The 24,928-nt window shown below is 74.8% G+C and carries 23 protein-coding genes and 1 pseudogene; 14 read left to right on the plus strand and 10 right to left on the minus strand.

Annotated features, from left to right (window positions below; translation table 11 throughout):
- Positions 1–9: 9 nt before the first annotated feature.
- Entirely contained in the window at positions 10–339 is a 330-nt protein-coding gene (locus tag RVR_RS23115; protein ID WP_237404908.1) for a hypothetical protein, read from the minus strand.
- A 295-nt stretch (positions 340–634) separates the two neighbouring features.
- Here RVR_RS23115 and RVR_RS23120 point away from each other — a divergent pair, with 295 nt between their 5' ends.
- A complete protein-coding gene (locus tag RVR_RS23120; protein WP_430393165.1) occupies positions 635–2,035 on the plus strand; it encodes a L,D-transpeptidase in 1,401 nt (466 codons plus the stop codon).
- A gap of 154 nt (positions 2,036–2,189) precedes the next feature.
- Here RVR_RS23120 and RVR_RS23125 read toward each other — a convergent pair whose 3' ends face one another.
- Both RVR_RS23125 and xylB read right to left on the minus strand, forming a co-directional pair.
- On the minus strand, positions 2,190–3,317 hold the full coding sequence (locus RVR_RS23125) for an ROK family transcriptional regulator (protein WP_202238972.1): 1,128 nt from the start codon (positions 3,315–3,317) through the stop codon (positions 2,190–2,192).
- Positions 3,318–3,525: 208 nt separating this feature from the next.
- Positions 3,526–4,935 (minus strand): xylulokinase, encoded by a 1,410-nt coding sequence (gene xylB, locus RVR_RS23130; protein ID WP_202235720.1) that lies wholly within the window; start codon positions 4,933–4,935, stop codon positions 3,526–3,528.
- A 91-nt stretch (positions 4,936–5,026) separates the two neighbouring features.
- Here xylB and xylA point away from each other — a divergent pair, with 91 nt between their 5' ends.
- The 3 genes from xylA to RVR_RS23145 all read left to right on the plus strand — a co-directional run bounded on the left by xylA (position 5,027) and on the right by RVR_RS23145 (position 8,913).
- Entirely contained in the window at positions 5,027–6,208 is a 1,182-nt protein-coding gene (gene xylA, locus RVR_RS23135; protein WP_202235721.1) for a xylose isomerase, read from the plus strand.
- 340 nt (positions 6,209–6,548) lie between these two features.
- The gene (locus RVR_RS23140) at positions 6,549–8,024 is read left to right on the plus strand and encodes an ABC transporter permease (protein ID WP_202235722.1); all 1,476 of its coding nucleotides are present in this window, start codon (positions 6,549–6,551) and stop codon (positions 8,022–8,024) included.
- Between the two features lie 205 nt (positions 8,025–8,229).
- A complete protein-coding gene (locus RVR_RS23145; RefSeq protein ID WP_202235723.1) occupies positions 8,230–8,913 on the plus strand; it encodes an ABC transporter ATP-binding protein in 684 nt (227 codons plus the stop codon).
- A gap of 148 nt (positions 8,914–9,061) precedes the next feature.
- Here the strand turns inward: RVR_RS23145 and RVR_RS23150 are convergent, their stop codons facing one another.
- Positions 9,062–9,406, minus strand: a complete 345-nt coding sequence (locus RVR_RS23150; protein WP_237405380.1) for a winged helix-turn-helix transcriptional regulator — start codon at positions 9,404–9,406, stop codon at positions 9,062–9,064.
- Positions 9,407–9,700: 294 nt separating this feature from the next.
- Between RVR_RS23150 and RVR_RS23155 the strand changes: the two genes are divergently transcribed.
- Positions 9,701–10,387, plus strand: coding sequence for an NADPH-dependent F420 reductase (locus tag RVR_RS23155; RefSeq protein ID WP_202235725.1), 687 nt, complete (start codon positions 9,701–9,703; stop codon positions 10,385–10,387).
- Positions 10,388–10,481: 94 nt separating this feature from the next.
- Positions 10,482–11,648 (plus strand): cystathionine gamma-synthase, encoded by a 1,167-nt coding sequence (locus RVR_RS23160; protein WP_202235727.1) that lies wholly within the window; start codon positions 10,482–10,484, stop codon positions 11,646–11,648.
- A 439-nt stretch (positions 11,649–12,087) separates the two neighbouring features.
- On the opposite strand, the gene RVR_RS23165 is transcribed toward RVR_RS23160, so the two are convergent.
- From RVR_RS23165 to RVR_RS23175, 3 genes are all read right to left on the minus strand, one after another.
- Positions 12,088–12,294, minus strand: coding sequence for a hypothetical protein (locus RVR_RS23165; RefSeq protein WP_202235728.1), 207 nt, complete (start codon positions 12,292–12,294; stop codon positions 12,088–12,090).
- Entirely contained in the window at positions 12,291–12,758 is a 468-nt protein-coding gene (locus RVR_RS23170; protein WP_202235730.1) for a sigma factor-like helix-turn-helix DNA-binding protein, read from the minus strand. Before RVR_RS23170 ends, RVR_RS23165 begins: the two co-directional genes overlap by 4 nt.
- An 82-nt stretch (positions 12,759–12,840) precedes the next feature.
- Entirely contained in the window at positions 12,841–13,350 is a 510-nt protein-coding gene (locus RVR_RS23175; protein ID WP_202235732.1) for a MarR family winged helix-turn-helix transcriptional regulator, read from the minus strand.
- A 203-nt stretch (positions 13,351–13,553) separates the two neighbouring features.
- On the opposite strand from RVR_RS23175, the gene ilvA reads away from it, so the two are divergent.
- From ilvA to RVR_RS23190, 3 genes are all read left to right on the plus strand, one after another.
- Positions 13,554–14,774, plus strand: a complete 1,221-nt coding sequence (gene ilvA, locus RVR_RS23180) for a threonine ammonia-lyase (protein WP_202235734.1) — start codon at positions 13,554–13,556, stop codon at positions 14,772–14,774.
- A gap of 228 nt (positions 14,775–15,002) precedes the next feature.
- Positions 15,003–16,133, plus strand: coding sequence for an ATP-binding cassette domain-containing protein (locus tag RVR_RS23185; RefSeq protein ID WP_202235735.1), 1,131 nt, complete (start codon positions 15,003–15,005; stop codon positions 16,131–16,133).
- The gene (locus RVR_RS23190) at positions 16,130–16,993 is read left to right on the plus strand and encodes an ABC transporter permease (protein WP_202235736.1); all 864 of its coding nucleotides are present in this window, start codon (positions 16,130–16,132) and stop codon (positions 16,991–16,993) included. Before RVR_RS23185 ends, RVR_RS23190 begins: the two co-directional genes overlap by 4 nt.
- A 91-nt stretch (positions 16,994–17,084) precedes the next feature.
- Here RVR_RS23190 and greA read toward each other — a convergent pair whose 3' ends face one another.
- Positions 17,085–17,582: a transcription elongation factor GreA gene (greA, locus tag RVR_RS23195; RefSeq protein WP_202235737.1), complete on the minus strand. Its 498-nt coding sequence runs from the start codon at positions 17,580–17,582 to the stop codon at positions 17,085–17,087.
- Between the two features lie 177 nt (positions 17,583–17,759).
- Here greA and RVR_RS23200 point away from each other — a divergent pair, with 177 nt between their 5' ends.
- Positions 17,760–18,278: a hypothetical protein gene (locus tag RVR_RS23200; protein WP_202235738.1), complete on the plus strand. Its 519-nt coding sequence runs from the start codon at positions 17,760–17,762 to the stop codon at positions 18,276–18,278.
- A gap of 88 nt (positions 18,279–18,366) precedes the next feature.
- Here RVR_RS23200 and RVR_RS23205 read toward each other — a convergent pair whose 3' ends face one another.
- On the minus strand, positions 18,367–18,795 hold the full coding sequence (locus tag RVR_RS23205; RefSeq protein ID WP_202235739.1) for a DUF4307 domain-containing protein: 429 nt from the start codon (positions 18,793–18,795) through the stop codon (positions 18,367–18,369).
- Positions 18,796–18,923: 128 nt separating this feature from the next.
- Between RVR_RS23205 and mca the strand changes: the two genes are divergently transcribed.
- A complete protein-coding gene (mca, locus tag RVR_RS23210) occupies positions 18,924–19,796 on the plus strand; it encodes a mycothiol conjugate amidase Mca (RefSeq protein WP_202235740.1) in 873 nt (290 codons plus the stop codon).
- Between the two features lie 38 nt (positions 19,797–19,834).
- Positions 19,835–20,047 (plus strand): hypothetical protein, encoded by a 213-nt coding sequence (locus RVR_RS23215; RefSeq protein WP_237404909.1) that lies wholly within the window; start codon positions 19,835–19,837, stop codon positions 20,045–20,047.
- A 178-nt stretch (positions 20,048–20,225) separates the two neighbouring features.
- Here RVR_RS23215 and RVR_RS23220 read toward each other — a convergent pair whose 3' ends face one another.
- Positions 20,226–23,705, minus strand: a complete 3,480-nt coding sequence (locus tag RVR_RS23220; RefSeq protein WP_202235742.1) for a tetratricopeptide repeat protein — start codon at positions 23,703–23,705, stop codon at positions 20,226–20,228.
- Between the two features lie 282 nt (positions 23,706–23,987).
- On the opposite strand from RVR_RS23220, the pseudogene RVR_RS37820 reads away from it, so the two are divergent.
- A pseudogene (locus tag RVR_RS37820) lies at positions 23,988–24,130 on the plus strand (Uma2 family endonuclease); the annotation flags it as partial.
- Between the two features lie 192 nt (positions 24,131–24,322).
- Entirely contained in the window at positions 24,323–24,868 is a 546-nt protein-coding gene (locus RVR_RS23225; protein ID WP_202235743.1) for a Uma2 family endonuclease, read from the plus strand.
- Positions 24,869–24,928: the final 60 nt, after the last annotated feature.

Raw genomic sequence — 24,928 nt, forward strand, 5'->3', positions numbered from 1 at the left:
CGGAAAGCCCTAGTCCTCCGGGGCGGCTTCCTCCGCCTCCGCGGCCGCCTCCAGGGCGTGCCGGGAGCGGCGGGTGGCGTTGACGACGAGTCCGGCGCCGGCCAGGAGGAAGACGGCGCCGCCTATGACGTACGGCTTCGTGTCGATCATCCCGGTCTCGGCGAGCTGCCCGGCGGGCGCCGCCTGGCCGGTGGCCGCCGGTGCGGCGGAGGCGGTGCTCGCGGGGGCGGTGGCCGCCACGGGAGCCGTGTCCGCCGGGGTGTCCGCGTGCGCGGAGGGGACGAAGTAGAGCGCGGCCAGTACGGCGGCGGCGACCGCGGCGACGTACGGGCGGGGCATGGCCATCTGTTCCCCCAGCGGATGCGGCGAGTCGACCGTAGGGGCCGATGGTAGTGACTGGCGGCGGCCGGTGGGAAGCGGCGGGCCGGCCCGGCGGGCGGCCCGCGGTGTGCGCGGTGCGTGCCGGAGCCGCCACGGAAAGCCGCGTGACGGTCATCACGGAGACCACGTGTCAAAGCCCACAATTTCCAGCGGAAAGGACATACCCGGCGCGTCGGCTGTTTCCATGGGTGGTGGAAGAAGCCCCGCGCCGATCGCTTCGGCCTGCGGGCGACCCCGACCATGGGAGAGACGCGTGACGCCGCCCGACACCGGAAAAGCCCCCACCTCCGACCAGGACGGTCCCGCCGAGCACGGAGCCGCCGAAGCCGCCCGCCGGAAGCGGAAGGTCTTCCGTCGGAGCACCCTCGCCGCGCTCGCGGTGGTGGCCGGGGGCGCGGTGGCGCTGACCGCCTGCGGCGGGCACGACAGCACGGCCGACAGCCGGAACGCGGCCGCGACGGCCTCCCCGACCTCCGGCGCCGCGACCGGCACCACCGCCGCCGGCGCCAGCCCGTCCAAGCAGGCCAGCGCCGACGAGGCCGCCGCCAAGCAGACCTCGGCCGCGAAGATCACCATCACCCCGAAGTCCGGCACCACGGGTGCCGCGGTGAGCGGCGCGGTGAAGGTGAAGGCGACCGGCGGCAAGCTGACGAAGGTGACGATGGAGGGCGTCGCGTCCGGCCACACCGTGTCCGGCACGCTCTCCTCCGACGGCACCACCTGGACCCCGAAGGGGACCCTCGCGCACGGCATCGAGTTCCGGATATCCGCCACCGCCACCGACACGCAGGGGCGCACCACCAGCGCGCAGTCCACGTTCGGCACCAAGGCGGCCACCGGCAGCTTCGTCGGGTACTTCACCCCGGAGGACGGCTCCACGGTGGGCGTGGGCATGCCGGTCTCGATCAACTTCAGCAAGGCCATCTCCTCCGGCGACCGGGCCGCGGTCCAGCGCGGGATCACCGTGCAGTCCAGCAGCGGGCAGCAGGTCGTCGGCCACTGGTTCAGCTCCACCCGGCTCGACCTGCGGCCGGAGAGCTACTGGAAGGCCGGCTCGCACGTCTCGCTCACCCTGGACCTGGCCGGGGTCGAGGGCGCGCCGGGCGTCTACGGGACCCAGCACAAGACGGTGGGCTTCGACGTGGGCCGCTCGCAGGTCTCCACGGTGGACGCCGCCACGCACATGATGACCGTGGTCCGCGACGGCAAGGTGATCCGGACGCTGCCGATCTCCGCCGGCGGCGACGGGCACACCACCTACGACGGCCAGATGGTCATCGAGGAGAAGGACGAGACCACCCGGATGAACGGGGCGACGGTCGGCTTCACCGATGACGACGGCAAGGGCGAGTACGACATCCCGGACGTGCCGCACGCCATGCGGCTGAGCGACTCCGGGACGTTCATCCACGGCAACTACTGGGCCGACAAGTCCGTCTTCGGCACCGCCAACACCAGCCACGGCTGCATCGGCCTGAGCGACGTCAAGGGCGGCAAGGACGACACCACGGACGCGGCGTGGTTCTACAACAACTCGCTGCTCGGCGACGTCGTCGTGGTGAAGAACTCGCCGGACAAGACGATCCAGCCCTCCAACGGGCTCAACGGCTGGAACATGTCGTGGAGCCAGTGGGTGGCCGGCTCGGCGCTCTGAGCCGTCCCGGTGGCCTGAGCCAGCAGTCCCGCGCCCTGAGCGGCGCGCCCCGCCGACCCGGCGGGGCGCGCCGCTCAGGCGTCGCGGGCGGGACCGGCGTCGCGGGCGGGACCGGTGGACAGGGGCGGCCCCGGCGTTCCGCGCGGACCCCGCGTCACGCGGTGCGGTCGCGCTCCGCGGCGGCGTGGATCCAGGCGGCCGGGTCGTCCAGCACGGCCCGGACCGCGCTGTAGGCGGCGCCGCGCAGCACACCGTCGCGGCCCAGCCGCGAGGTGACCACGTCCTGCGGGCGCCACCGCCGGTCGGTGACACGGTCGGCCAGCTCGCGGCGTGCGCCGGGCAGCAGCCAGGGCGCGAGGTCCGCGAGCGGCCCGCCGACGACCACGGCCTGCGGGTCGAGCAGGTTGACCGCGCCGCTGAGCGCGATGCCCAGCGCCTCGCCCGCCTGCTCCAGGGCGCGGACGGCCGCGGCGGAGCCGGCGGCCGCGGCGGAGCGCAGCTCGGCCGCGGTGGCGACGCCGGCCGCGCGCAGCAGGGCCCGCTCGCCGGCGAAGGTCTCCAGGCAGCCGCGGGCGCCGCAGGAGCACGGCGGGCCGTCGGGGCGGACCGGCACGTGGCCCAGCTCGCCCGCGAAGCCGCGGGCGCCGCGGAAGAGCCGGCCCTCCACGACGAGGGCGGCGCCGATGCCGATCTCGGCGGAGACGTGCACGAAGTCGGCGAGGCGGTCGTGTCCGCCGAGCCACAGCTCGGCGAGCGCGCCGAGGTTCGCCTCGTTGTCCACGACGGTGGGCAACGGGCCCGGCGCCGCGACGGGGACGTCCTCCCAGCCGAGGTTGGGGGCGCGCAGCACGGTGCCGCGGTCCCGGCCGACCAGGCCGGGGACGGCGACGGTGACGCCCACCGGGCGCAGGTCCGTCGCGGCGGCGTCCCGCGTCACCCGCGCGATCAGGTCGGCGAGTTCGGCGAGGACCGCCGGGGCGGGGCGGCCGCGGTTCGCGGCGGGCGACGCGGTCCGGCAGCGGACCTCGCCGCGCAGGTCCACCACGCAGGCGGCGAGGTGGTCGACGCCGATCTCCGCGCCGATGCCCGCGGGACCGGTGGCCGGCAGCGCGAGGACGGTGCCGGGGCGGCCGACGGTGCCGGGGCGGTGGGCCCCGCGCTCTTCGAGGAGCCCCGCCGCGAGCAACTCGTCCACGAGCGTGGAGACGGTGGCGCGGGTGAGGCCGACCGTGGCGGCGACGGCGGCGCGGGTGAGGTCCTCCTCCGCGGCCAGGGCCCGCATGACCAGGGCGAGGTTGCGGTGGCGTAGTTCCGATTGGGCGCCGGTGCGTTTGATCGGGATCTCCTTCCTCGCCGTGCCGTCCACCCTATGTGCGGCTCCGCCCGGGGCTCCCGTCCGCCCACCCGCCTCCTTCCGGCCCCCCGGGCCCGCCCGCCGGGGTCCCCCGCCCGCCGGAGTCCCCGCGCCCCCGTACCCCCGCGCCCCGGGCTCAGCCCGCCAGCGGGAGGGCCGCGGCGAGGCGTTCGAGGGTCGCGTCGTCCCGGGGCACCGCCGGCAGCAGGTCGCCCCGGTCGGTGCCCCAGCGGGCGGCGACCTCCGCCGGCTCCTCCCGGGTGAGGAGGACGGCCGCTTGGACGGCCGCGCCGAGCGCGACGAGTTCGGAGGCGGCGGGCACCTGCACCGCCCGCCCGGACAGCCGGCGGACCGTCTCCCGCCACGCGGGCCCGCGGGCGCCGCCGCCGATCAGCAGGATCGGTTCGTCGGCGTCGCCCGCGCCGTCCACCGCGAGCACCAGGTCCAGCGCGGCGAGCAGCGCGTACACCGCGCCGTCGTAGGCGCCCTGGAGCACCTGCCCGGCGGTGGTGTCGTGGCGCACACCGGTCAGCAGGCCGGAGGCGTAGGGGAGGTTCGGGGTGCGCTCGCCGTCGAGGAAGGGCAGGAAGGCGACCGAGCCGCCCGGCTCGACCTGCTCGCGGTCCCGCCCGAGGAGCGCGGCGACCTTGTCCACGGCGAGCGTGCAGTTCAGCGTGCAGGCCAGCGGCAGCCAGCCGCCGTCCGCGGCGGCGAACCCGGCGACGGTGCCGGACGGGTCGGCCGGGCGCTGCCGGGCCACGGCGTAGACGGTGCCGGAGGTGCCGAGGCTGAGCACCGGCCGTCCCGGGGCGAGCCCGAGTCCGAGCGCGGCCGCGGCGTTGTCACCGGTGCCGGCGCCGACCAGCGCGCCGGGCCGCACGCCGGCGCCGTCCCGTACGGTGCCCGCCGCCGCCCCGGGCCCGAGCACCGCGGGCAGCAGCTTCGGGTCGAGTCCGACCTCGGCGAGCAGCGCGTCGTCGTACCCGCCGGTGCTGGACGCCCACCAGCCGGTGCCGGAGGCGTCGCCCCGGTCGGTGACCGCGGCGCCGCTGAGCCGTTCGGTGAGGAAGTCGTGCGGCAGCCGGATCGCGGCGGCGGCCGCGGCCGCGTCGGGCTCGTGGGCGCGCAGCCACTCCCACTTGGCGATGGTGAAGCTCGCCGCCGGCACCGAGCCGACCCGCTCGGCCCACCAGGCCGCGCCGTGCCGCTCCACCAGCGCCTGGGCCTGCGGGGCGGAGCGCACGTCGTTCCACAGCAGCGCGTCCCGCACCGGGCGGCCGCGGTCGTCGAGCACGACCAGGCCGTGCTGCTGGCCGCCGACCGCGATCGCGTCGGCACGCGCCGCGAGCCCGCCGAGCTGGCCCAGCGCGTCCTGGAGCGCCCTCCACCACACCTCGGGGTCGGTCTCGCGCCCGGCGCCGGTGCTCACGGTGTGCGCGGCCTGGCCGCGGCCGAGCACCTCGCCGCTGTCCACGTCCACCGCCAGCACCTTCGTGGACTGCGTCGAGCTGTCCACGCCGAGCACGATCTGCCCTTGTCGCGCCATGTGATCCGGGTCCTTTCCCACGGTCCCACTTCCCAACACCGGGCTCGCATACTAATTTGTTCAACAGTCTGACGAATAGGAGCCGGCCGCCATGACCTCCGCCACGAACCTCACCCCCACCCCCGCCGACAAGTTCACCTTCGGGCTGTGGACGGTCGGCTGGCAAGGACGCGACCCGTTCGGCGACGCCACCCGTGCGCCGCTCGACCCGGTCGAGTCGGTGCACCGCCTCGCCGAACTCGGCGCGTACGGCGTGACCTTCCACGACGACGACCTCATCCCCTTCGGCTCCTCCGACGCCGAGCGGGACGGCCGCGTCAAGCGCTTCCGGCAGGCGCTGGAGGCCACCGGCATGAAGGTGCCGATGGCCACCACCAACCTCTTCACCCACCCGGTGTTCAAGGACGGCGGCTTCACCTCCAACCTCCGCGAGGTGCGCCGCTTCGCGCTGCGCAAGGTGATCCGCAACATCGACCTCGCCGTGGAGCTGGGCGCCGAGACCTACGTCGCGTGGGGCGGCCGCGAGGGCGCGGAGTCCGGCGGCGCCAAGGACGTGCGGGTCGCCCTGGACCGGATGAAGGAGGCGTTCGACCTCCTCGGCCAGTACGTCACCGAGCAGGGCTACGACCTGCGGTTCGCGGTCGAGCCGAAGCCGAACGAGCCGCGCGGCGACATCCTGCTGCCCACCGTCGGCCACGCGCTGGCGTTCATCAACTCGCTGGAGCGCCCGGACATCGTGGGCGTCAACCCCGAGGTCGGCCACGAGCAGATGGCCGGGCTCAACTTCCCGCACGGCATCGCCCAGGCGCTGTGGCACGGCAAGCTCTTCCACCTCGACCTCAACGGGCAGACCGGCATCAAGTACGACCAGGACCTGCGGTTCGGCGCCGGCGACCTGCGCTCGGCCTTCTGGCTGGTGGACCTGCTGGAGCGCGGCGGCTACCAGGGCCCGCGGCACTTCGACTTCAAGCCGCCGCGCACCGAGGACATGAGCGGCGTGTGGGCGTCGGCGGCCGGCGGCATGCGCAACTACCTCATCCTGAAGGAGCGGGCGGCCGCCTTCCGCGCCGACCCGGCCGTCCAGGAGGCCCTGCGCACCTCCGGCCTCGACGAGCTGGGGCAGGGCACGCTCGGCGCCGGCGAGACGCTGGCCGACCTGCTCGCCGACCGCAGCGCGTACGAGGACTTCGACGCGGACGCGGTGGCCGAGCGCGGGATGGCCTTCGAGGCGCTGGACCAGCTTGCGATGGACCACCTGCTCGGCGTGCGCTGAGGCCGTCCCCCCGCGCCCCGGCACGCACCGCCGCACCCCGCCACGCCTCCGGTCCGGGCGACGGACGATCGTCCCGGACGGACCTGGGTACCGGCTGTGAACCGGCCGTGCGCGGGCTGTCCAAGGAAGAAATAACCTTCCTCCCAGCCCGCTCTCATTCTGGCGTGCTCATTCTCAACACTCCTTCACATTCGCCTCACCGCGCCCTCACCACCGATTCCTACCGTTGCGCGGCAGTGGGAGTGGGGGCGGACGCTTCGCCCTCCTCGCGTCCGTCCCGCTCTCCCGCACCCCTTCCCGGTGCGCTCCACTGCCTATCCCTGCCAACACGAGGAATCGGATGTTCTTCACGTATCTCCGGCGCGAGCTGCGCCGCCGGCGCAAGGCGGCGCTCGTGGTCGCGCTGGGCCTCGCGCTCGGCATCGGCCTCGTCATCACGGTCGACTCGGTCTCGTCCGGCATGGACCAGGCCCAGGGCAAGGTCCTCAAGTCGCTGTACGGCCTGGGCACCGACATGACGGTCACCAAGGCCGCACCCGCCTCGGGCACCGGCTCCACCACCCGGCCGAAGTTCAACTTCGACGCCAAGAGCGACGGCTCGTCGCAGAGCAGCGACCGGGTCACCGTGCAGGGCTTCCAGACCCTGGCCTCCTCGGTGGTCACGACCGTCGGCAAGCAGAAGAACGTGGCGACCGCGGTCGGCGGCCTCAACCTCCAGGTGCTGAAGATCAACGGCACCTTCACGCCCGGCCAGTTCCAGCAGAACAAGAGCAGCGGCACCGGCGGCGGTGGCGGCGGCTTCGGCGGCGGCTCCGGCAGCAGCACGCCGCAGGGCCAGGTCCGGGGCGGCGGCGCCCAGTTCGACGCCAACAGCTACACGCTCTACGGCGTGGACGTGTCGAACCTCACGCTCGGCCCGCTGTCCTCCTCCAAGATCACCTCGGGCGCGACCTTCACCGCGTCGGACACCGACGCCAAGGTGATGGTCGCCGACTCCGCGTACGCCAAGCAGAACAAGCTCAAGGTCGGCTCCACCGTCACCGTCAAGAGCACCAAGTACAAGGTGATCGGAATCGCCACCGCCGACAGCGGCGACGCGGCGGCCAACCTCTACCTGCCCCTGAAGCAGGCGCAGACCCTCGCCGCCTCGGCGAACAAGATCACCACGGTCTACGTCAAGGCGTCGGACTCCCAGCAGATTTCGGCCGTCAAGTCCGAGATCCAGAAGAACATCTCCGGCACCACCGTCACCACCTCCGCCGACCTCGCCTCCACGGTCTCCGGCTCGCTGTCCACGGCGTCCTCGCTGGCCAGCAACGTCGGCAAGTGGCTGTCCATCGCGGTGCTGATCGCCGCGTTCCTCGTCGCCGGCCTGCTCACCTCCTCGGCGGTCAGCCGCCGGGTCCGCGAGTTCGGCACGCTCAAGGCGCTCGGCTGGAAGAGCGGCCGGGTCACCCGCCAGGTGATGGGCGAGGCCCTGGTCAACGGCCTGATCGGCGGTGCGCTCGGGATCGCGCTGGGCCTGGTCGGCGCCTTCGTCGTCACCGAGATCAGCCCCACGCTCAGCGCCCAGCTCGGCTCCTCCGCCGCGACCGGCGGCGGCACGGGCGGCCCCGGCGGGGGCGGCGGCTTCGGCGGCGGCGCCCGGCAGGCCGCGGCCAAGACCCTCGACGTCGCGCTGACCGCGCCGGTCAGCGCCGGCACCATCGTGCTGGCCGTCGGCCTCGCCATCGGCGGCGGCCTGATCGCCGGCGCGTTCGGCGGCTGGCGCGCGTCCCGGCTGCGCCCGGCCGACGCACTGCGCCGCGTCGAGTAGCGGGCGCCGCGACCGGCCGCCGCCCGTTCCTCCCCTGGCCGGGCGGCGGCCGGCCCGCGGTCGCCGTCACCCCGGCGCCCGTACGACCCGCACGACCTGGCCGCCCCGGCGCCGCACGACCCGGCCGCTCCGGCGCCGTACGACCCGGCGGCCCCGGGGCCGCTCACCCCGCCGCACCTTCCCTTCCGCTTCCAGGAGTCCACCCATGTACCAGCTCAACGGCGTGACCAAGAGCTACCGCCGGGGCAAGACGAGCGTCGACGCCCTGCGCGGCATCGACCTCTCCATCGCCGACGGCGACCAGGTCGTCATCCAAGGCCCGACCGGCGGCGGCAAGTCCACCCTGCTCCAGATGCTCGGCGGGCTCGACCGCCCCACCTCCGGTGTGATCGACTTCGACGGCACCGACCTGGCCAAGCTGAGCGAGGCGCGGCTGACCCGGGTCCGCTCGGAGAACATCGGCTTCATCTTCCAGAGCTTCAACCTGATCCCCACGCTCACCGCGCAGGAGAACGTGGAGACCGCGCTGGTGCCGCTCGGGGTCAAGCCCGCCGAGCGCCGCACCCGGGCCGCGGCCGCCCTGGAGTCCGTCGGGCTCGGCGAGCGCCTGACCCACCTGCCCTCGGAGCTGTCCGGCGGCCAGCAGCAGCGCGTCGCCATCGCCCGGGCACTGGTCAAGGAGCCCAAGGTGCTGCTCGCCGACGAGCCCACCGGCAACCTCGACGAGAGCACCCGCGACGACATCATGGCGCTGCTCGAAGGGCTGTGGCGCGACCGCGGGCTGACGTTCATCCTGGTCACCCACGACTCCACGATCGCCAAGCGCGCGCCCCGGCTGGCCACCATCCGCAAGGGCACCCTGACGGTGCGGGAGTCCACCAGGAAGTGACGCCCGCTCCCCGGCCCGCCCCGCGCCCGGCCTCCGGGTGCCGCCCCGAGCCCTGACCCGTCGGCGCGGCGCCCTCCGAGGAGGCCGGGCGGCCCCGACCCCCTCGCCCCGCCCGTGCCCGGCTGCCTTGGGCACGGGCGGACCGGTGCTATCCCGCCGCCCGCCCGGCGGCGCGCTCCTGCGCTTCGAGCAGTTCCTCGCCGTGCTCCCGCGTCCAGTCGCCCATCGCGCGCAGCGGGCCCTCCACCAGGCTGGCGCCGAGCGGCGTCAGGCCGTAGTCGACCCGGGGCGGCGCGGTGCGGAAGGCGCGGCGCTCGACCAGGCCGTTGGCCAGCAGGCGGCGCAGCGACTCGGTGAGCACCTTGTCGCTGATCCCGCCGGAGAGCGCCCGCAACCCCGCGCGGCGCAGCGGACCCTGGCTCAGCCCGGCGAGGATCACCGGGTCCCAGGTGTGCGCGAACAGCTCGGTGGCCGCGCGCAGCCGGCAGTCCACGAGCGTGCGCTCGCAGGAGGAGTCCCGCCCGGCGGGGGGCCGGGACGCCTCCGGGGCCGTGGCGGTCGCCGGGGCCGGGGCGGTGGCCGGTGCCGGGGTCGTGGCGGTGGCCGGCGGGCCGGCGTGCTCGTCGTCCATGCTGCCTCCCCGTCCTTCCGCGGTTCCCCGCTCGATCCCCCGCCATTCTCCCGTATCCGTTTCCTACCGTCCGGTGCGCGTCGGTTCTCCTACGGTGGCGGTCCCGCGGCGGCCGTCAGAGGCAGGGCCGCCGCCCACACTTTCGGGAGCGACACCATGAGGATCGGGATTCTCGGCACCGGCGCCCTGGCGGCGTCCCTCGGCGGGGCCTGGGTACGGGCCGGGCACGACGTGCTGGTCGGCGGCCGTTCACCGGAGAAGGCGGCGGCCGCCGCGGCGGCGATGGGCGGCGGCGCGGGCGGCGGCAGCGCGCGAGCCGCCGCCGCCCCGGGCGAGGCCGTCGCCGGGCGGGACGCGGTGCTGCTCGCCGTCTCCTGGGCCGGGGTGCCCGACATCCTGCGCGCGGCGGGCGCGGCGGGCGGGGCGCTGGCCGGCACCGTGCTGGTCGACCCGGTCAACGCGGTGGACCACGGCGTCGGCGAGCACCTCCTGACCGACGGCCGCGCCGCCGCCGAGCACATCGCGGACCTCGCGCCGGGCGCGCACGTGGTCAAGGCGTTCCACCTCTTCCCCGCCGCCCGGTGGTCGGCGGCCGCCGCTTCGCCCACCGGACCGGCCGGCGGGCAGGTCACGGTGCCGCTCGCGGGTGACGACGAGGCGGCGCTGCGCACGGTCGGCGCCCTGGTGGCCGACGCCGGCGCGCGGCCGGTCACGGTCGGGCCGCTGCGCCGCGCCCGTCAACTGGAGGAGGCCGCCGGCCTGGTGATCGCCCTGGTCTTCGCCGGGCACGACCCGGGCGCGGTGGTCCCGCACGTGCCGGCCCGCGCGGCCGCGCGGGCCTGAGCGGGCGGCGACCCGGGCAGGCGGGTCCCGGCCCGCGGGCCGGCGGTCTGCGTCGTCCAGCGGGGGGCGGTGCCCGGCGGCTACGCTCGGCGGCATGAACGATAGCCCTCACCCCCCGCGTGCACACCAGCACTTCGAGACCCTGGCGATCCACGCCGGCCAACCGGCCGACGAGCAGACCGGTGCGGTGGTCACCCCCATCTACCAGGTGTCCACGTACAAGCAGGACGGCGTCGGCGGCCTGCGCGGCGGATACGAGTACAGCCGGTCGGCCAACCCGACCCGGACCGCACTCGAACAGAACCTCGCCGCCCTCGAAGGCGGCAGCCGCGGCCTCGCCTTCGCGTCCGGCCTGGCCGCGGAGGACTGCCTGCTGCGCACGCTGCTCACCCCCGGCGACCACGTGGTCATCCCCGACGACGCCTACGGCGGCACCTTCCGGCTCTTCTCGAAGGTCGCCGAGCGGTGGGGCGTGAAGTGGTCGGTCGCCGACACCTCCGACGTGCAGGCGGTGCGCGACGCCCTGCGGCCGGAGACCAAGGCCGTCTGGGTGGAGACGCCGTCGAACCCGCTGCTCGGCATCACCGACATCGCCGCGCTCGCCGGGGTGGCCCGGCAGGCCGGGGTGCGGCTCGTGGTCGACAACACCTTCGCCAGCCCCTACCTCCAGCAGCCGCTGGCGCTGGGCGCGGACGTGGTGGTGCACTCCACGACCAAGTACATGGGCGGGCACTCCGACGTGGTCGGCGGCGCGCTGGTGACCTCCGACGCCGCGCTCGGCGAGGAGTTGGCGTACCACCAGAACGCGATGGGCGCCGTCGCCGGGCCGTTCGACGCGTGGCTGGTCCTGCGCGGCATCAAGACGCTCGCGGTGCGGATGGACCGGCACAGCGCGAACGCCGGGCGGATCGCGGAGATGCTGGCGGGCCACGCCGAGGTCACCCGGGTTCACTATCCCGGGCTCGCCTCGCACCCCGGGCACGAGATCGCGGCGAAGCAGATGCGGGGCTTCGGCGGGATGGTGTCCTTCCAGGTGGCCGGCGGCGAGGAGGCGGCGGTCGCCGTCTGCGACCGTGCCCGGCTCTTCACCCTGGGGGAGTCGCTGGGCGGGGTGGAGTCCCTCATCGAGCACCCCGGGCGCATGACGCACGCGTCCGCCGCGGGGTCGGCGCTGGAGGTGCCGGCGGACCTCGTCCGCATCTCGGTCGGCATCGAGGCCGTCGACGACCTCGTCGAGGACCTGCGCCAGGCGCTCGGCTGACCTGCCCGCCAGCCCCTCCGGGCCGCCCGTCCGGCCGGCGGCGGACCGTACGATCCGGCGTGCCCGGTCGCGCGGTTCCGCCCGCCGGGCAAGTGTGGGCGCGGCCGGTTCCGCCCCGGGCGTGCGGGCGCGGTCGGCCCACCGCCCGGGCGTGCGGGCGCGGCCGGGCCCACCCGCGACCGGCGGGCGGTTCGCGTGCCGCTTCGGCCCGGTTCCCGGGGCGGCACCGTGCGGCCGGGCCCCGTCCGCCCCGATGGTGCGGGCGCGGTCGGCCCACCGCCCGGGCGTGCGGGCGCGGCCGGGCCCACCCGCGACCGGCGGGCGGTTCGCGTGCCGCTTCGGCCCGGTTCCCGGGGCGGCACCGTGCGGCCGGGCCCCACCACAGGCGGCCGGCCCCCGGCCGTCAGCACCGGCCGTCAGCACCGGCCGGCCCGGAGGGTCAGGCCAGCAGGACCGCCGCCGCGAGGGCGGCGGCGAGCAGCGCGGCGCCGAGCGCGTAGCGCAGGACGCGCCGCCGCCGCAGGAGCCCGCGGCCGCGGAGGGCGGCGCGCTCGGCGAGGTCGGGCGGCACCGCCGGGTGCGGGGTGTCCAGGAGCCGCCGCACCTCGGCCTCCCGCCGGTTCGGCGGCCGGCCGCCGGCACTCACCGGGCGGCCGTCCGGGCGGCGGCGGTCGCGCGGCCCGGTCCGCTGCGCAGCCGTGCCCCGCCGAGCGCGGCGATCGCCGCGACCCGCTCGCAGGCCATCCCGAGCACCGCCGCGGTCTGCTCCTCCCCGATCCCCTCGAAGTACCGCATGGTCACGACCAGCCGCTGGCGCGCGGTCAGCCCGTCGAGAGGGCCGCCGCGCGGGCGCCGCCACGGCCGGTAGGCGTAGCGCACGAACAACTCGGCGCGGGCCCGGTCGTAGGGGTCGTCGCCCTCCAGCCCCGGCCAGTCGGCGTAGAGCCGGGCGAGCGCGGCGGTGAGCAGCCGGTCGGCTTCGGCCGGGTCGCCGGTCAGCAGCACCGCGGAGTGCAGCAGCCGTCCGCCCGCGCCCGCGACGAACGCCGCGAACTCGGCGTCCCTGCGGGCCTCGTCAGCCGCCCGGCGGTTGCCACCTGGGGTTGCCACGCGGCCATGGGACGGCACGCGCGGGGGCGTGGTCAAGACCTGTGCGCACCCTGTGGCCCTCCCCGGGCCCCGGGGCGCGCGCTCAGCGGCCGACCGCACCCTCGTCGCGGTCCGCCTCGCGCTGCCCGAGCCCGGAGTGCCACTCGGCGAGCGCGATGTTGAAGCGGCCCAGCAGTTCGGTGAACAGCTCCCGCTCCTGCGTCGACCAGTCCTCGGTGACCTTGGCCATCAGCTGCCGCCGGGAGTCGCGTACCTCGCCGAGCCGTCCGCGGCCGCGCGGGGACAGCGCGAGGACGACCGCCCGCCCGTCCTCGGGGTGCGAGGTGCGCTTGACCAGGCCGGTGTCCACCAGCGGCGCGACCTGGCGGGTGACGGTCGAGGAGTCGATGCCCATCGCCTCGGCGAGGGCCTTGACGCCCATCGGACCCTCGTGGTCGAGCCGGTTGAGCAGGAGGTAGGCGGCGCGGTCCATGGAGTTGCGGGCCCTGCCGACACCGCCGAGCCGGGTCTGTTCGGCACGGCGGGCGAAGAGGGCGACCTGGTGCTGGAGGCTCTCGAGGAGTTCGGTCGAGGTCTCCGGAGGGTTGGACATGACCTTCAAGCTCGCGTTCTGTCGGTTCGGTGGGTGCGCCGGGGCGGAAGCCCGGTCGCGGGCCGGGCAGGCGGCGGTACGGCGCCGGGACGGCGGGAAGTTGGGAGAAGAGTACGCGGCCTCGGAGACCACCGGGAGCCCTCGCCGACTTCGCGTGCGAACGGTTGGCCGGGTTCGCCGGGCCGGACTGCGAGACTGGCCCCATGGACAACACGCGGTTCCAGCCGATCACCCTGGACGACGTGCGCGGGGCGCACAAGATGCTCTCCGGGGTCGCGCGGATCACCGCCATGGAGACCTCCCGCCACCTGTCGTCGCTGGTCGGGGCACCGGTGCACCTGAAGTGCGAGAACCTCCAGCGCACCGGGTCGTTCAAGATCCGCGGCGCGTACGTGCGCATCGCCGGGCTCCGTCCCGAGGAGCGGGCGGCCGGTGTGGTGGCCGCGAGCGCCGGCAACCACGCGCAGGGGGTCGCGCTCGCCGCCTCGCTGCTCGGGGTGCGCTCGACCGTGTTCATGCCGGTGGGCGCCCCGCTGCCCAAGGTCGCCGCGACCCGCGACTACGGCGCCGAGGTCCGGCTGCACGGCACGGTCGTGGACGAGACGCTGCGGGCGGCGATCGCGTACGCGGAGTCGACCGGCGCGGTCTTCATCCACCCCTTCGACCACCCGGACATCATCGCCGGCCAGGGGACGGTGGGCCTGGAGGTGCTGGAGCAGTGCCCCGAGGTGCGGACCGTGCTGGTCGGCGTCGGCGGCGGCGGGCTGCTGGCGGGGATGGCGGTGGCGATCAAGGCGCTGCGACCGGACGTGCGGGTGGTCGGGGTGCAGGCGGCGGGCGCGGCGGCGTACCCGCCCTCGCTCGCGGCGGGGCGGCCGCTGGCGCTGGGGTCGGTGGCGACCATGGCCGACGGCATCATGGTCGGCCGCCCCGGGGACGTGCCGTTCGCGGTGGTCCGGGACCTGGTCGACGACGTGGTGACGGTCTCCGAGGACGCCCTGTCGTCCGCGCTGCTGCTCTGCCTGGAGCGGGCGAAGCTCGTGGTGGAGCCGGCCGGGGCGAGTTCGGTGGCCGCGCTGCTGGCGTCGCCGCGGTCGTTCGAGGGCCCGGTGGTGGCGGTGCTGTCCGGCGGGAACGTCGACCCGCTGCTGATGCAGCGCATCCTGCGGCACGGCATGTCGGCGGCCGGGCGCTACCTGTCGCTGCGGCTGCGGCTCACCGACCGGCCGGGCGCGCTGGCCGGGCTGCTGGCCATGCTGTCGGCGGCCGACGCCAACGTGCTCGACATCAGCCACATGCGCACCGACCCCCGGCTCGGGCTCACCGAGGCGGAGGTGGAGGTCCACCTGGAGACCAAGGGGCCGGAGCACCGCGCGGCGGTGTCGGCGGCGCTGGAGGACGCCGGCTACACAGTGATCGGCTGACCCGTCGACCGACCCGCCGGAAAACCTGTTGACGCGATATATCGCGTCTGGCATGCTCGCGGACCATCGCGGGGGTGCCGGCCGGCCGATGAGTTCCGGTCGGCGCACCGGTCGAACGGGGACGAGGAGCGGGCCCGGCCGCGCGCACGGCCGCCGGGCACCGCGATCCGTGCGCCCCGGGCCGCCCCGCGGACGCGTACACACGGACAACCGACGGGAGCGAACGACATGGCCGGCGCCATCTACGCCGAGGGTCTGGTGAAGACCTTCGGAGAGGTCAGGGCACTGGGGGGAGTGGATCTCGACGTGCCGGAGGGCACCGTCCTCGGGCTGCTCGGCCCCAACGGGGCGGGCAAGACCACCGCCGTCCGCGTCCTGACCACGCTGCTGCGCCCGGACAGCGGCAAGGCGGTCGTCGCGGGCATCGACGTGCTCAAGCACCCCAACGAGGTCCGCCGGCACATCGGGCTGTCCGGCCAGTTCGCGGCCGTCGACGAGTACCTGACCGGCCGGGAGAACCTCCAGATGGTCGCGCAGCTCTACCAGCTCGACGCGAAGCGGGCCCGGGCGCGCGCCGACGAGCTGCTGGAGCGCTTCAACCTCGCCGACGCCGCGAACCGCGTCTCCAAGACCTACTCCGGCGGCATGCGCCGCCGGCTGGACCTTGCCGCGGCCCTCGTGGTGAGCCCGCCGGTGATGTTCATGGACGAGCCCACCACCGGCCTGGACCCGCGCAACCGGCAGCAGCTCTGGGAGGTCATCCAGGACCTGGTCGCCGGCGGCACCACGCTGCTGCTGACCACGCAGTACCTGGAGGAGGCCGACCACCTCGCGCACGACATCTGCGTCATCGACCACGGCCGGGTGATCGCCCGCGGCACCTCCGACCAGCTCAAGGCGCAGACCGGCGGCGAGCGGATCGAGGTCGTGGCCCACGACCCGGGACGGATCGAGGACACCGTGGCCGTACTGGTCCGGTACGGCAAGGGCGGGCGGGACGCCGTCAGTGTCGAGCGGCACACCCGCAAGGTCACCGTGCCGGTCGCCGGCGGCGCCAAGCTGCTCGCCGAGGTGATCCGCGAGCTGGACGCCGAGGGCATCGAGATCGACGACATCGGGCTGCGCCGCCCCACCCTCGACGACGTGTTCATCTCCCTGACCGGGCACGCCGCGGAGGCGTCCGAGACGTCGGGGACATCCGCGTCGTCATCCGGAGAATCCGAGGCATCCGAAGAATCCGGAGCATCCGCAGCGCCGGAGGGGGCCGAGGGCGCCGCGGCGCGGTCCGCGCGGTCCGCCGCCGGCACCGACCCCGGTGACGGCCCGCAGACCGACCAGTCGAAGGAGAGCACGAGATGAGCGCCGTCACCGGCACCCCGGACAGCCCGCGGACCACCCTCGCGCCCTCGGCGCGCGGCGGCCCGCTCGGCTCCCTGCACGACTCCCTGGTCGTCGCCAAGCGCAACCTGCTGCGGATGCTGCGCATCCCCGAGGTCGTCATCTTCGGCCTCTTCCAGCCGATCATGTTCGTGGTGCTGTTCAGCTACGTCTTCGGCGGCTCGGTCAACGTCGGAGGGTCCTTCAGCGCGGCGGACTACCGCAACTTCCTGATGGCCGGCATCTTCGCGCAGACCGTCACCTTCGCCACCGCGGGCGCCGGCGCGGGCATCGCCGACGACATGCACAAGGGCCTGATCGACCGGTTCCGCTCGCTGCCGATGTCCCGCGGCGCGGTGCTCACCGGCCGGACCCTCGCCGACCTGGTGCAGACGTCGCTGACCGTCGTCGTGCTCGCCTGCGTCGGGCTGCTGGTCGGCTGGCGCATCCACGACGGCCTGCCGAAGATGTTCGGCGCCTTCGCGCTCCTGCTGCTGCTCGGCTACGCCTTCTCCTGGATCGGCGCGCTGATCGGCCTGTCGGTGCGCACCCCCGAGGCGGCCACCTCCGGCGGCCTGGTCTGGCTCTTCCCGGTGACGTTCGTCTCGAACGCGTTCGTCTCCCCGGAGAACATGACGCCCTGGCTGCGGCACGTCGCCGAGTGGAACCCGTTCAGTGCCACCGTCCAGGCGTCCCGCACCCTCTTCGGCAACCCGGGCGTGGTCCGGTCCTCGGCCTGGCCGATGGAGCACCCGGTATGGGCGTCGCTGGCCTGGTCGGTGGTCATCGTCGCGGTCTTCCGCACCCTGGCCGTCCGCAAGTACCGCTCCGCGACGGCCTGACGGCCCGACGGTCCGCGCCCGCCCCTGCCGGGCGGACGCACGCGGCCCCGCCCGCCGGGTGGCGGGCGGGGCCGGGGCGGCGGGGGAGGGCTCAGCCCTGGTAGGGCTTCACGTCGAGGACCTGCACCGACGCCGTCTTGCCGTTCGGCAGTTCGTACGTGGCGTCCTCGCCCTTGCGCTTGCCGGTCACGCCGCGGCCGAGCGGTGACTGCGGCGAGTACGTGTCGAGGTCGCTGCTGACGCCCTCGCGCGAGCCGAGCAGGAAGGTCAGGGTGTCGTCCGGGTCGCCGTCGAAGGCGATGGTCACCACCATCCCGGGCGCGACCACGCCGTCGTCGGCCGGCGCCTCGCCGACCTTCGCGGTCTCCAGGATCTGGTTGAGCTGCCGGATGCGCAGCTCCAGCTTGCCCTGGTCCTCACGCGCCGCGTGGTAGCCGGCGTTCTCCTTGAGATCGCCTTCCTGACGGGCTTCCTCGATCTTGGCGACGATCTCGGCGCGGGCCGGACCAGACAGGTGCTCCAGCTCGGCCTTGAGCTGGTCGTACGCCGCCTGGGTGAGCCAGGTGACGTTGTCGCTGGTCTGGGTCACAGGTGCTCCTCGTCGGTACGGTCATGCGGTGTGCTCGTGCGCGTCCCTCCCCGGTGAACAAGTGCATTGCCAGCCGGTGCCGGGACGAAACCACGAGCCTAACAATTCCTGACCGGCGAGGCTGCACCATATGCGGTTACATCGTGGGGAGTGACGTTACGGCGCTAAGGGGCCACCATGCCGGACGACCCGGGCCAGGACACGGCGCACGTCCCCCCGGACGTGTCCAGGCAGCGCCTGCTGTTCGGCGGGGTGTACGGCACGGTGCTGGCCAGCTCGCTCGCCTCCGCGCTCGACCACGACAGCGGCCACCCCAACCCGGGCTACGACGCGCTGTGGATCCTGGTTGCCGCCGTCACCGCGGCCGCCGCCCACGGCTACGCGCACACCATCGCCCACTGGACGGCCGACGCGCGCCGGCTCACCGTCGAGACGGTCCGGTCGATGCTGTTCGAGTGGCCGCTGGTCGCCGCCGTCGTCCCCACCCTGGCCGCGCTGCTCGGCGCCTCGGCCGGGTGGTGGAGCGAGAGCGGCGCCATCAGCGTCGTCCTGGTCGTCAACACCGCGACCCTGTTCGGCTGGGGCCTGTGGGCGGCCCGCGCGGCCGGGCAGGGCTGGGGGCCGTCCTGCCGGGTCGGCGGCGTGGACGTGATGATCGGCCTGGTCGTCGTGGGTGCGAACGCGCTCAGCCACTGAACCGCCGGCCCGCCGGGGCGGCTGCCCCGTTCACCGCGGCCGGACCACCGCCGAGCCGCCGGCAGCCGGGACCGGCCGTCCCGCGGGCTCAGCCGCTCTTCGCGGACTGGCAGCCGACCAGCTCGCCGGTGGTGCCCACCGAGGTGGTGCGCAACGTCACGATCGTGTCGACGTCCTTGCTGTGCTGCGCGATCCGCACGTCCTTGCGGCCGACCTCGTTGTGGTCGGTGTCCTGGGAGCGGACCGTGCACACCACGGTGGAGCCCGCGCCCTTGTGGACCTCCAGGTGGATCTCCAGGGAGTGCGCCGACACCGCCTTGAAGGACACCACCTGCGCGCTGATCCTGCTCGCGTTCAGGGAGTGCCAGGCGAAGTACCCGATGGCGACGGCCAGGAGCGCGCCCAGCACGACCGCGGCCCTGCGCAGGACCCGGTCCTTGCGCGCGTCGGCGTCTGCGCCGCCGCCGTAACGCCCCTCGGGCAGCGACGGCGCCGGGCCCGGCTGCACGGCCGTCATGATCGTCCTCCCGTCGGGAACCGCGGAATTATTCGTCCCCGTCTCCCGTCACTATAGGGAGGTGCCCCGGGCCGACTTCGGAGGGGTTCGAGACTGTTGTGATGACCGGAGACCTAAGGAAGCCAGCCTTGACCGATCAGCTTCGACTGATGGCCGTGCACGCCCACCCCGACGACGAGTCGAGCAAGGGCGCGGCCACGATGGCCAAGTACGTGTCAGAGGGGGTCGACGTGCTGGTGGCGACGTGCACCGGCGGCGAGCGCGGCTCCGTCCTCAACCCCAAGCTCCAGGGCGACCCCTACATCGAGGAGCACATCCACGAGGTCCGGGCCAAGGAGATGGACGAGGCCCGGCAGATCCTCGGCGTGAAGCAGGCGTGGCTGGGCTACGTCGACTCCGGTCTGCCCGAGGGGGACCCGCTGCCGCCGCTGCCCGAGGGCTGCTTCGGCCTCCAGGACGTGGACACCGCGGCCGGCACGCTCGTGCGGCTCATCCGCGAGTTCCGGCCGCACGTCATCACCACCTACGACGAGAACGGCGGCTACCCGCACCCCGACCACATCATGACCCACAAGATCACGATGGTGGCGTTCGAGGCGGCGGGGGACCCCGAGCGCTATCCCGGGACCGGCGAGCCGTGGACGCCGCTGAAGCTCTACTACAACCAGGGCTTCAACAAGACCCGCACCCTCGCCCTGCACGAGGCGCTGCTCGCCCGCGGCCTGGAGTCGCCGTACGGGGACTGGATCAAGCGGTTCGAGCAGTCCGACCGCCCCGAGCGCAACCTCACCACGCACGTGCCGTGCGGCGACTTCTTCGAGGTCCGCGACAAGGCGCTGCTCGCGCACGCCACCCAGATCGACCCCGACGGCGGCTGGTTCCGGGTGCCGATGGACGTCCAGCGCGAGGTCTGGCCCACCGAGGACTACGAACTCGCCCGCTCCCGGGTGGACGTCTCGCTGCCCGAGGACGACCTGTTCGCGGGCGTTCGCGGGGCCTGACCGCAGGAGCCGCGCGGGGCTGAGCAACAATGGGGGGCGTGACCGACTACCACGCCCCCCACCCGCTCGTCCCGCTCGCCCAGGATCTCGACCCGAACAAGGTGACCCCCGGGCTGCTCGGGTTCGTGGTCTTCGCGGTGATCGCCGTGGGCCTGTGGGCCCTGATGAAGAACATGAACAAGCAGATGAAGAAGATCGACTTCGAGGAGCAGCCCGCCCCGGAGTCCAAGGTCCCCGCCCCGCGGGACTAGGTCCCCGCCCCGCGGGACCGGGGTCCGTCCGGCGGGACCGGGTCTCCGCCGCGCGCGACCTGCTCCTCCCGCGCCACGGCACGGCTTCCTCCCGCGCCACGGCACGGCTTCCTCCCGCGCCACGGCACGGCTTCCTTCCGCGCCGCGCGGCCACCGGTACCCGGTGTCAGGCGCGCCCTCACCGCGCCGGGACCGCCATCACCATGCGGGCGGACCTCGTCGGGGTCATGCCCAGCTCCCACGCGTTCCAGGGCGAGCCGGGCACGATGGAGCCGCGGGCGAGCAGCAGCAGGTGCGCCTCCGCGTACTCCGTGAGGTCGGGGTCGCGCCCGGGGAAGGGCTCGGCCAGCAGCGCCCGCAACTCCTCGGCCGCGCGGCTCGCGCCGTCCGGCCCGGCGGGGTCCGGCGGGAGCAGCGGCAGCACCGTGGCCCGCAGGAAGACCGCCCAGTCGTGGCCGCGCCGGTCGCCGAGACCGGCGAACAGCCCGCCCGCCTCGTCCAGCAGCGTCAGCGCCTCCAGCAGCCGTCCGTTGCCCGCGTCGATCACCGCCAGCTCCACGCACGACCACGCCTCGCCGTGCTCCACCCCGATCCGCCGGAAGTCCTGCCGCGCGTCCTGGAGCAGTTGCCGGGCGAACCCGCTGTTGCGCAGGTTCCCGGTGCGGGCCGCGCGCTGGTCGCGGGTCACCCGCGCGGAATGGTGCCGGGCGCACGCCAGCCCGTACACGTCCCGCATCCGGGAGAACATGCTGCGCGCCCGCTCCAGGGTGCGCAGCGCCGCGTCGGTGTCGCCGCTCTCCTCCAGCGCGTGCCCGAGGTAGTACAGGGTCCACGCCTCGCCGCGGGCGTCCTCGGTGGCCCGGTGCCGCTGCACCGCCTCGTCCAGGTCGGCGGCGGCCTCCCGCGCCTCGCCGCGCATCAGCCGCGCGCGGGCCCGCTGGGTCAGCGTCCACGCGGTGCCGCGCGGGTCGCGGGCCAGCGCGTAGCAGCGCCCGGCCGCGCGCAGCTCCTCCTCGCCCTCGTCCGCACGGCCCAACCGCAGGTAGACCTGGCCCAGTTGCAGGTGCGCCCACGCCTCGCCCTGCACGCTCTCGTTCCTCCGGTGCAGTTCCAGCGACTCCCGCAGCAGCGCGAGCGCCTGGCCGACCTGCCCCATGTCGCGCAGCACCGCCGCGAGCGCGTGCAGCGTCCACGCCCGGTCCTCCTCCAGCCCCGGCGCGGCCTGGATGTCGACCGCCTCGCGCAGCCGCCGCTCGGCCTCCCGCAGGTTGCCCTGGTGGTGCAGGGTGATGCCGAGGCTGTCCAGGGCGCGGGCGGCGCCGGCCGGGTGCTCGGCCTCGAAGTACAGCTCCACGACGGCGCTGAGGGTGGACTTCGCACGGTCCAGCTCGCCGAGCTGCCGGGCCGCGATGCCGGTGCGCCACTGCACCGACCGCACCAGCACCGAGCGGTCGTCCTCGGGGCCGGCGCGTGTCCCGGCCGCCTGCTGCGCCTGGGCCATCTCGCTGATCTCGCCCAGCCGGTACAGGTCGCCGCGCAGCAGGCAGTAGTCGCACAGCGCGCCCAGCAGCGCCTGCACGGCGGCCCGGTCCACACCGGCGGTGTCGCGCAGCGCCGCGGTGATGAAGGAGGACTCCTCGTCCAGCCAGCGCAGCGCGAGTTCGAGGGAGGCGAAGCCGTGCGGTCCGAAGCGCCCGGCCCGGGTCGAGGTCTTCCCCTCGACCAGCCGGATCACGGTGTCGGCCAGGTCGGCGTAGGAGCGGATCAGCCGCTCGTGGGCGGCGGCCCGCTCGACCGGGTCCTCCTCGTCGAGCAGCCGCTCCGCGGCGAAGGCCCGGACCAGGTCGTGCGGCCGGTAGCGGCTGCCGCGGACGTTCTCCAGCAGCCCGGCGGCGGCGAGTTCGGCCAGGCGGCGGCCGGCCTCCTGCTCGTCGGTGGCCAGCAGCGCCGCGGCCGCGGCCGCCCCGAAGCTGGCCCGGCCGGCGAGCGCGAGCCGGCGCAGCAGCCGGCGGGCCGGCTCGGGCTGGTCGTGGTAGCGCAGGGCGAGCACCCGGTCGACGGGGTCGCGCGGGCCGAACACCTCGATGTCGTCGGCCAGTCCGGCCGCGCCGCCGTGTACGGCGAGCCCGGAGGCCCCGATCCGCAGCGCGATCGGCAGGCCCGCGGTCAACTCGCGCAGCCGCTCGGCCTGTTCGGGCGGGGGAGTGTCGGTGCCGGCCGCGTCGGCGATCTCGCCGAGCAGCTCGAAGGTGGTGTCGAGGTCCAGCGGGCCGACCGGCAGGTGGTGCACCACCGCGCCCGGCACGTCGGGGTCGAACGGTTCCGCGGCCGTGACCAGCACCAGGCTCTCCGAGCGCTCGGGCACCAGCGGCCCGATCTGGTCGGCGCCGGCCGCGTCGTCCAGCACGATCACCACCGGCACGCCGGTCAGGTGCTGCTGGTACTGCTCGGCGAGGCGGCGCAGGTGCTGCCCGTGGTCCTGCCGCTCGGGCCGGTCCCGGAACAGGAGCTGGTCGCGGGGCGCGCCGAGCCGGTTGAGCAGGTGCAGCAGCGCGTCCCTGACCGGCAGGGGTGCGGTGCCCGCGCCGCGCAGGCCCACCACGCACGCCCCCCGGAACTGGTCCTTCAACTCCCGTGCGGCGCGCACCGCGAGGGCGCTGCGCCCGCTGCCCGCCGGACCGTGCAGCACAACGACCGTGGGGTGCACGGAAGTCGAGGCGCGCGCCTGGTGCACCCACTGGGCGATCCGGGCGAGGTGGGCGCGCCGACCGGCGAACGGCCCCTCGACCTCGGGGAGTTGCTGGAACGACTGCTCCAGGACGGCCCGGGCGCGGGCGGCGGCGCTGCGGTCACCGCCGCCGCGGCGCGCCTTCACGGGGGTGCGTTCCACAGCGCGGTGGGGCGGGGGGAGGGGGGCGCTCTCGCGGGCGGGGGCGGGGGCGGATGCGGCTGAGGTGATGGGTGCCGGTGCCGGTGCCGGTGCCGGTGCGGTCGGCGGTGCGGTCTGCGGTGGCGAGGCGGGCGTGGCCGTCCGCAGGGCGTGTTCCTGCCCGCGCTCCCGGGCGTCGTCCCGGGCGGGGAGGGGCGCCGGCGGCTGCGGCGTCGATCCGGTCCGGGCCCGGTCTCCGGCTTCGGCCCGGGCTTCGGCTCGGTCTCCGGCTTCGGCCCGGGCCCGGCGTATGAACGGCCCTATGGCGCGGGCCTCCACCGCCGACAGCCACGCCGCCCTGGCCTGCGCGGCGCCGGCCGGCAGCGCCTGGTGGGCCCGCAGGGTCCGCCACGCGGCCACGCCGAAGGTCGCGGCGCCGGTGACCAGGCCGGTGGCCACGGCCGCGCCGCCCGACAGCCCGTGGACGAGGTCGAGGCAGAACGCGGCCACCGCGGCCACGACCGCGGCCAGCCCGGGGACCGAGCCGGGCGCCGTAGCGGACACATGGGAGGCCGCGCGGCCCTCGCGCAGCGCCGTACGGTAGGCGGTGTACTCCTCGGGAGCGGCCCCGGCCAGTTCGTCCAACTGCCCCTTGCCGCGCGCCAGCAGCGCCCGCGCGTCGGCACCGGCCCTCCGGCCTCCGGCTTCCGGTTCGGCCACCGCCCGCCGCAGCAGCCGCTCCACCTCGGCCCGGTCCGCCGCCCGCAACGCGCTCCGCGCATCCGCCACATGCCCTCCCGACGCCTTCCGGCCCCCGTGGCACAGGACGGTCCACGGGTAGTAGGAGGTTCCCGTACGAGCCGCTCCTCAACCCCCGCCGCACACCGGCCCTTGACGGAGCAGGGCACACCGTCAGAGGACCCCCAGGTCCACGGAGACGGAGAACGGCGCGGACGGGGACAGGAGGCCGAGGCGCACCCGCACCGTGACCGACGGAAGGTCCTCGAAGGAGGGAGGCCGTATCCGCGGAGATGGCGGCACCCGCGTACATGCATACGCAGACCGGCGAGGGAGCAATACGCCAAGACCGGCATCCCCTTCTACTGGCGGGTCGAACAGACCGCGACCGGCGTCCCCATCACCTACACCTACGTTCTCGACCCTGGGCGCGGGACGGCCGACTTCGGAAGGGGACTGTTCGGCCCGCGTGTCCTGCGGATCGGGCGGGGGATCGGCTGCGCGAGGTCTCCTGGCCGGGGCCGCCGCTGTGGGAGGCTGACCCGTATGAACCGGCTGGCAGGCACGACGTCGCCCAGGGGCACGGTGCCTCAGTCGGCACTCTCGTTGCGGATGGCCGTAAAGGACAATCGTCCCATATCCTGAGAGGCGACAGGAAGGAGCCGTTGATGAGCGTTGACGCGGTCATGCACACCGAGTTCCCCGCCGGGTACGTGGTCTTCTTCGGTACCGACGGGAAGGTGGTCATGACTCCGCAGAGCTTTGAGCACTCCAGCACGATCAAGTCGATGCAGATCGACTCGCTCTCGCTCGGCCGGCACGCGAAGACCGCCTCCGACGTCTACCTGGACTTCCCGGCTGACGAGAACTCTGCCCCGGACTTCGCGATCCTGCGGGAGGACGCCCGGCGACAGGGCAAGCGCTACGGCTTCGACGACGTGCTGCTGATCGCCGAGGTGGTGTCGGTGTCCTCCGCGCGCAAGGACTACGACGACTGCACCGCGAAGTACGGCCGCTACGGTATCCCGGTCTACGTCGTGGTGGACCCGTACGCCGCGGAGGTCGTCGTCCACTCCCGGCCGACCGGCTCCGGCTACATCGCGGCGCACACGCACAAGTACGGCTCGGGCAAGCTTCCCATCGAGTTGGCCGACGGGCGGACGTACACCCTCGACCTGGACGAGTTGCCCCGGCCGGAGGACGACGCTCGCTGACGGACGTGCCGGCCTGCTTGACAGCGCCCGCCTCACGTCTTGCCGCTGCCCTCCACGCCT

It is taken from the genome of Streptomyces sp. SN-593 (genome assembly GCF_016756395.1).
GTDB lineage: Bacteria > Actinomycetota > Actinomycetes > Streptomycetales > Streptomycetaceae > Actinacidiphila > Actinacidiphila reveromycinica.

Excerpts from the sequence above, each read along its gene's own strand:
- RVR_RS23175 (WP_202235732.1), bottom strand. The coding sequence starts at position 13,350 with ATGTCCAACCCTCCGGAGACCTCGACCGAACTCCTCGAGAGCCTCCAG.
- xylB (WP_202235720.1), bottom strand. The coding sequence starts at position 4,935 with ATGGCGCGACAAGGGCAGATCGTGCTCGGCGTGGACAGCTCGACGCAG.
- RVR_RS23200 (WP_202235738.1), top strand. The coding sequence starts at position 17,760 with ATGCCGGACGACCCGGGCCAGGACACGGCGCACGTCCCCCCGGACGTG.
- RVR_RS23225 (WP_202235743.1), top strand. The coding sequence starts at position 24,323 with ATGAGCGTTGACGCGGTCATGCACACCGAGTTCCCCGCCGGGTACGTG.
- RVR_RS23125 (WP_202238972.1), bottom strand. The coding sequence starts at position 3,317 with ATGCGGGCCCTGGCCGCGGAGGAGGACCTCACCCGCGCCGCCGTCGCC.
- RVR_RS23155 (WP_202235725.1), top strand. The coding sequence starts at position 9,701 with ATGAGGATCGGGATTCTCGGCACCGGCGCCCTGGCGGCGTCCCTCGGC.
- ilvA (WP_202235734.1), top strand. The coding sequence starts at position 13,554 with ATGGACAACACGCGGTTCCAGCCGATCACCCTGGACGACGTGCGCGGG.
- RVR_RS23145 (WP_202235723.1), top strand. The coding sequence starts at position 8,230 with ATGTACCAGCTCAACGGCGTGACCAAGAGCTACCGCCGGGGCAAGACG.
- RVR_RS23205 (WP_202235739.1), bottom strand. The coding sequence starts at position 18,795 with ATGACGGCCGTGCAGCCGGGCCCGGCGCCGTCGCTGCCCGAGGGGCGT.
- RVR_RS23190 (WP_202235736.1), top strand. The coding sequence starts at position 16,130 with ATGAGCGCCGTCACCGGCACCCCGGACAGCCCGCGGACCACCCTCGCG.
- RVR_RS23160 (WP_202235727.1), top strand. The coding sequence starts at position 10,482 with ATGAACGATAGCCCTCACCCCCCGCGTGCACACCAGCACTTCGAGACC.
- RVR_RS23140 (WP_202235722.1), top strand. The coding sequence starts at position 6,549 with ATGTTCTTCACGTATCTCCGGCGCGAGCTGCGCCGCCGGCGCAAGGCG.
- xylA (WP_202235721.1), top strand. The coding sequence starts at position 5,027 with ATGACCTCCGCCACGAACCTCACCCCCACCCCCGCCGACAAGTTCACC.
- RVR_RS23185 (WP_202235735.1), top strand. The coding sequence starts at position 15,003 with ATGGCCGGCGCCATCTACGCCGAGGGTCTGGTGAAGACCTTCGGAGAG.
- RVR_RS23115 (WP_237404908.1), bottom strand. The coding sequence starts at position 339 with ATGCCCCGCCCGTACGTCGCCGCGGTCGCCGCCGCCGTACTGGCCGCG.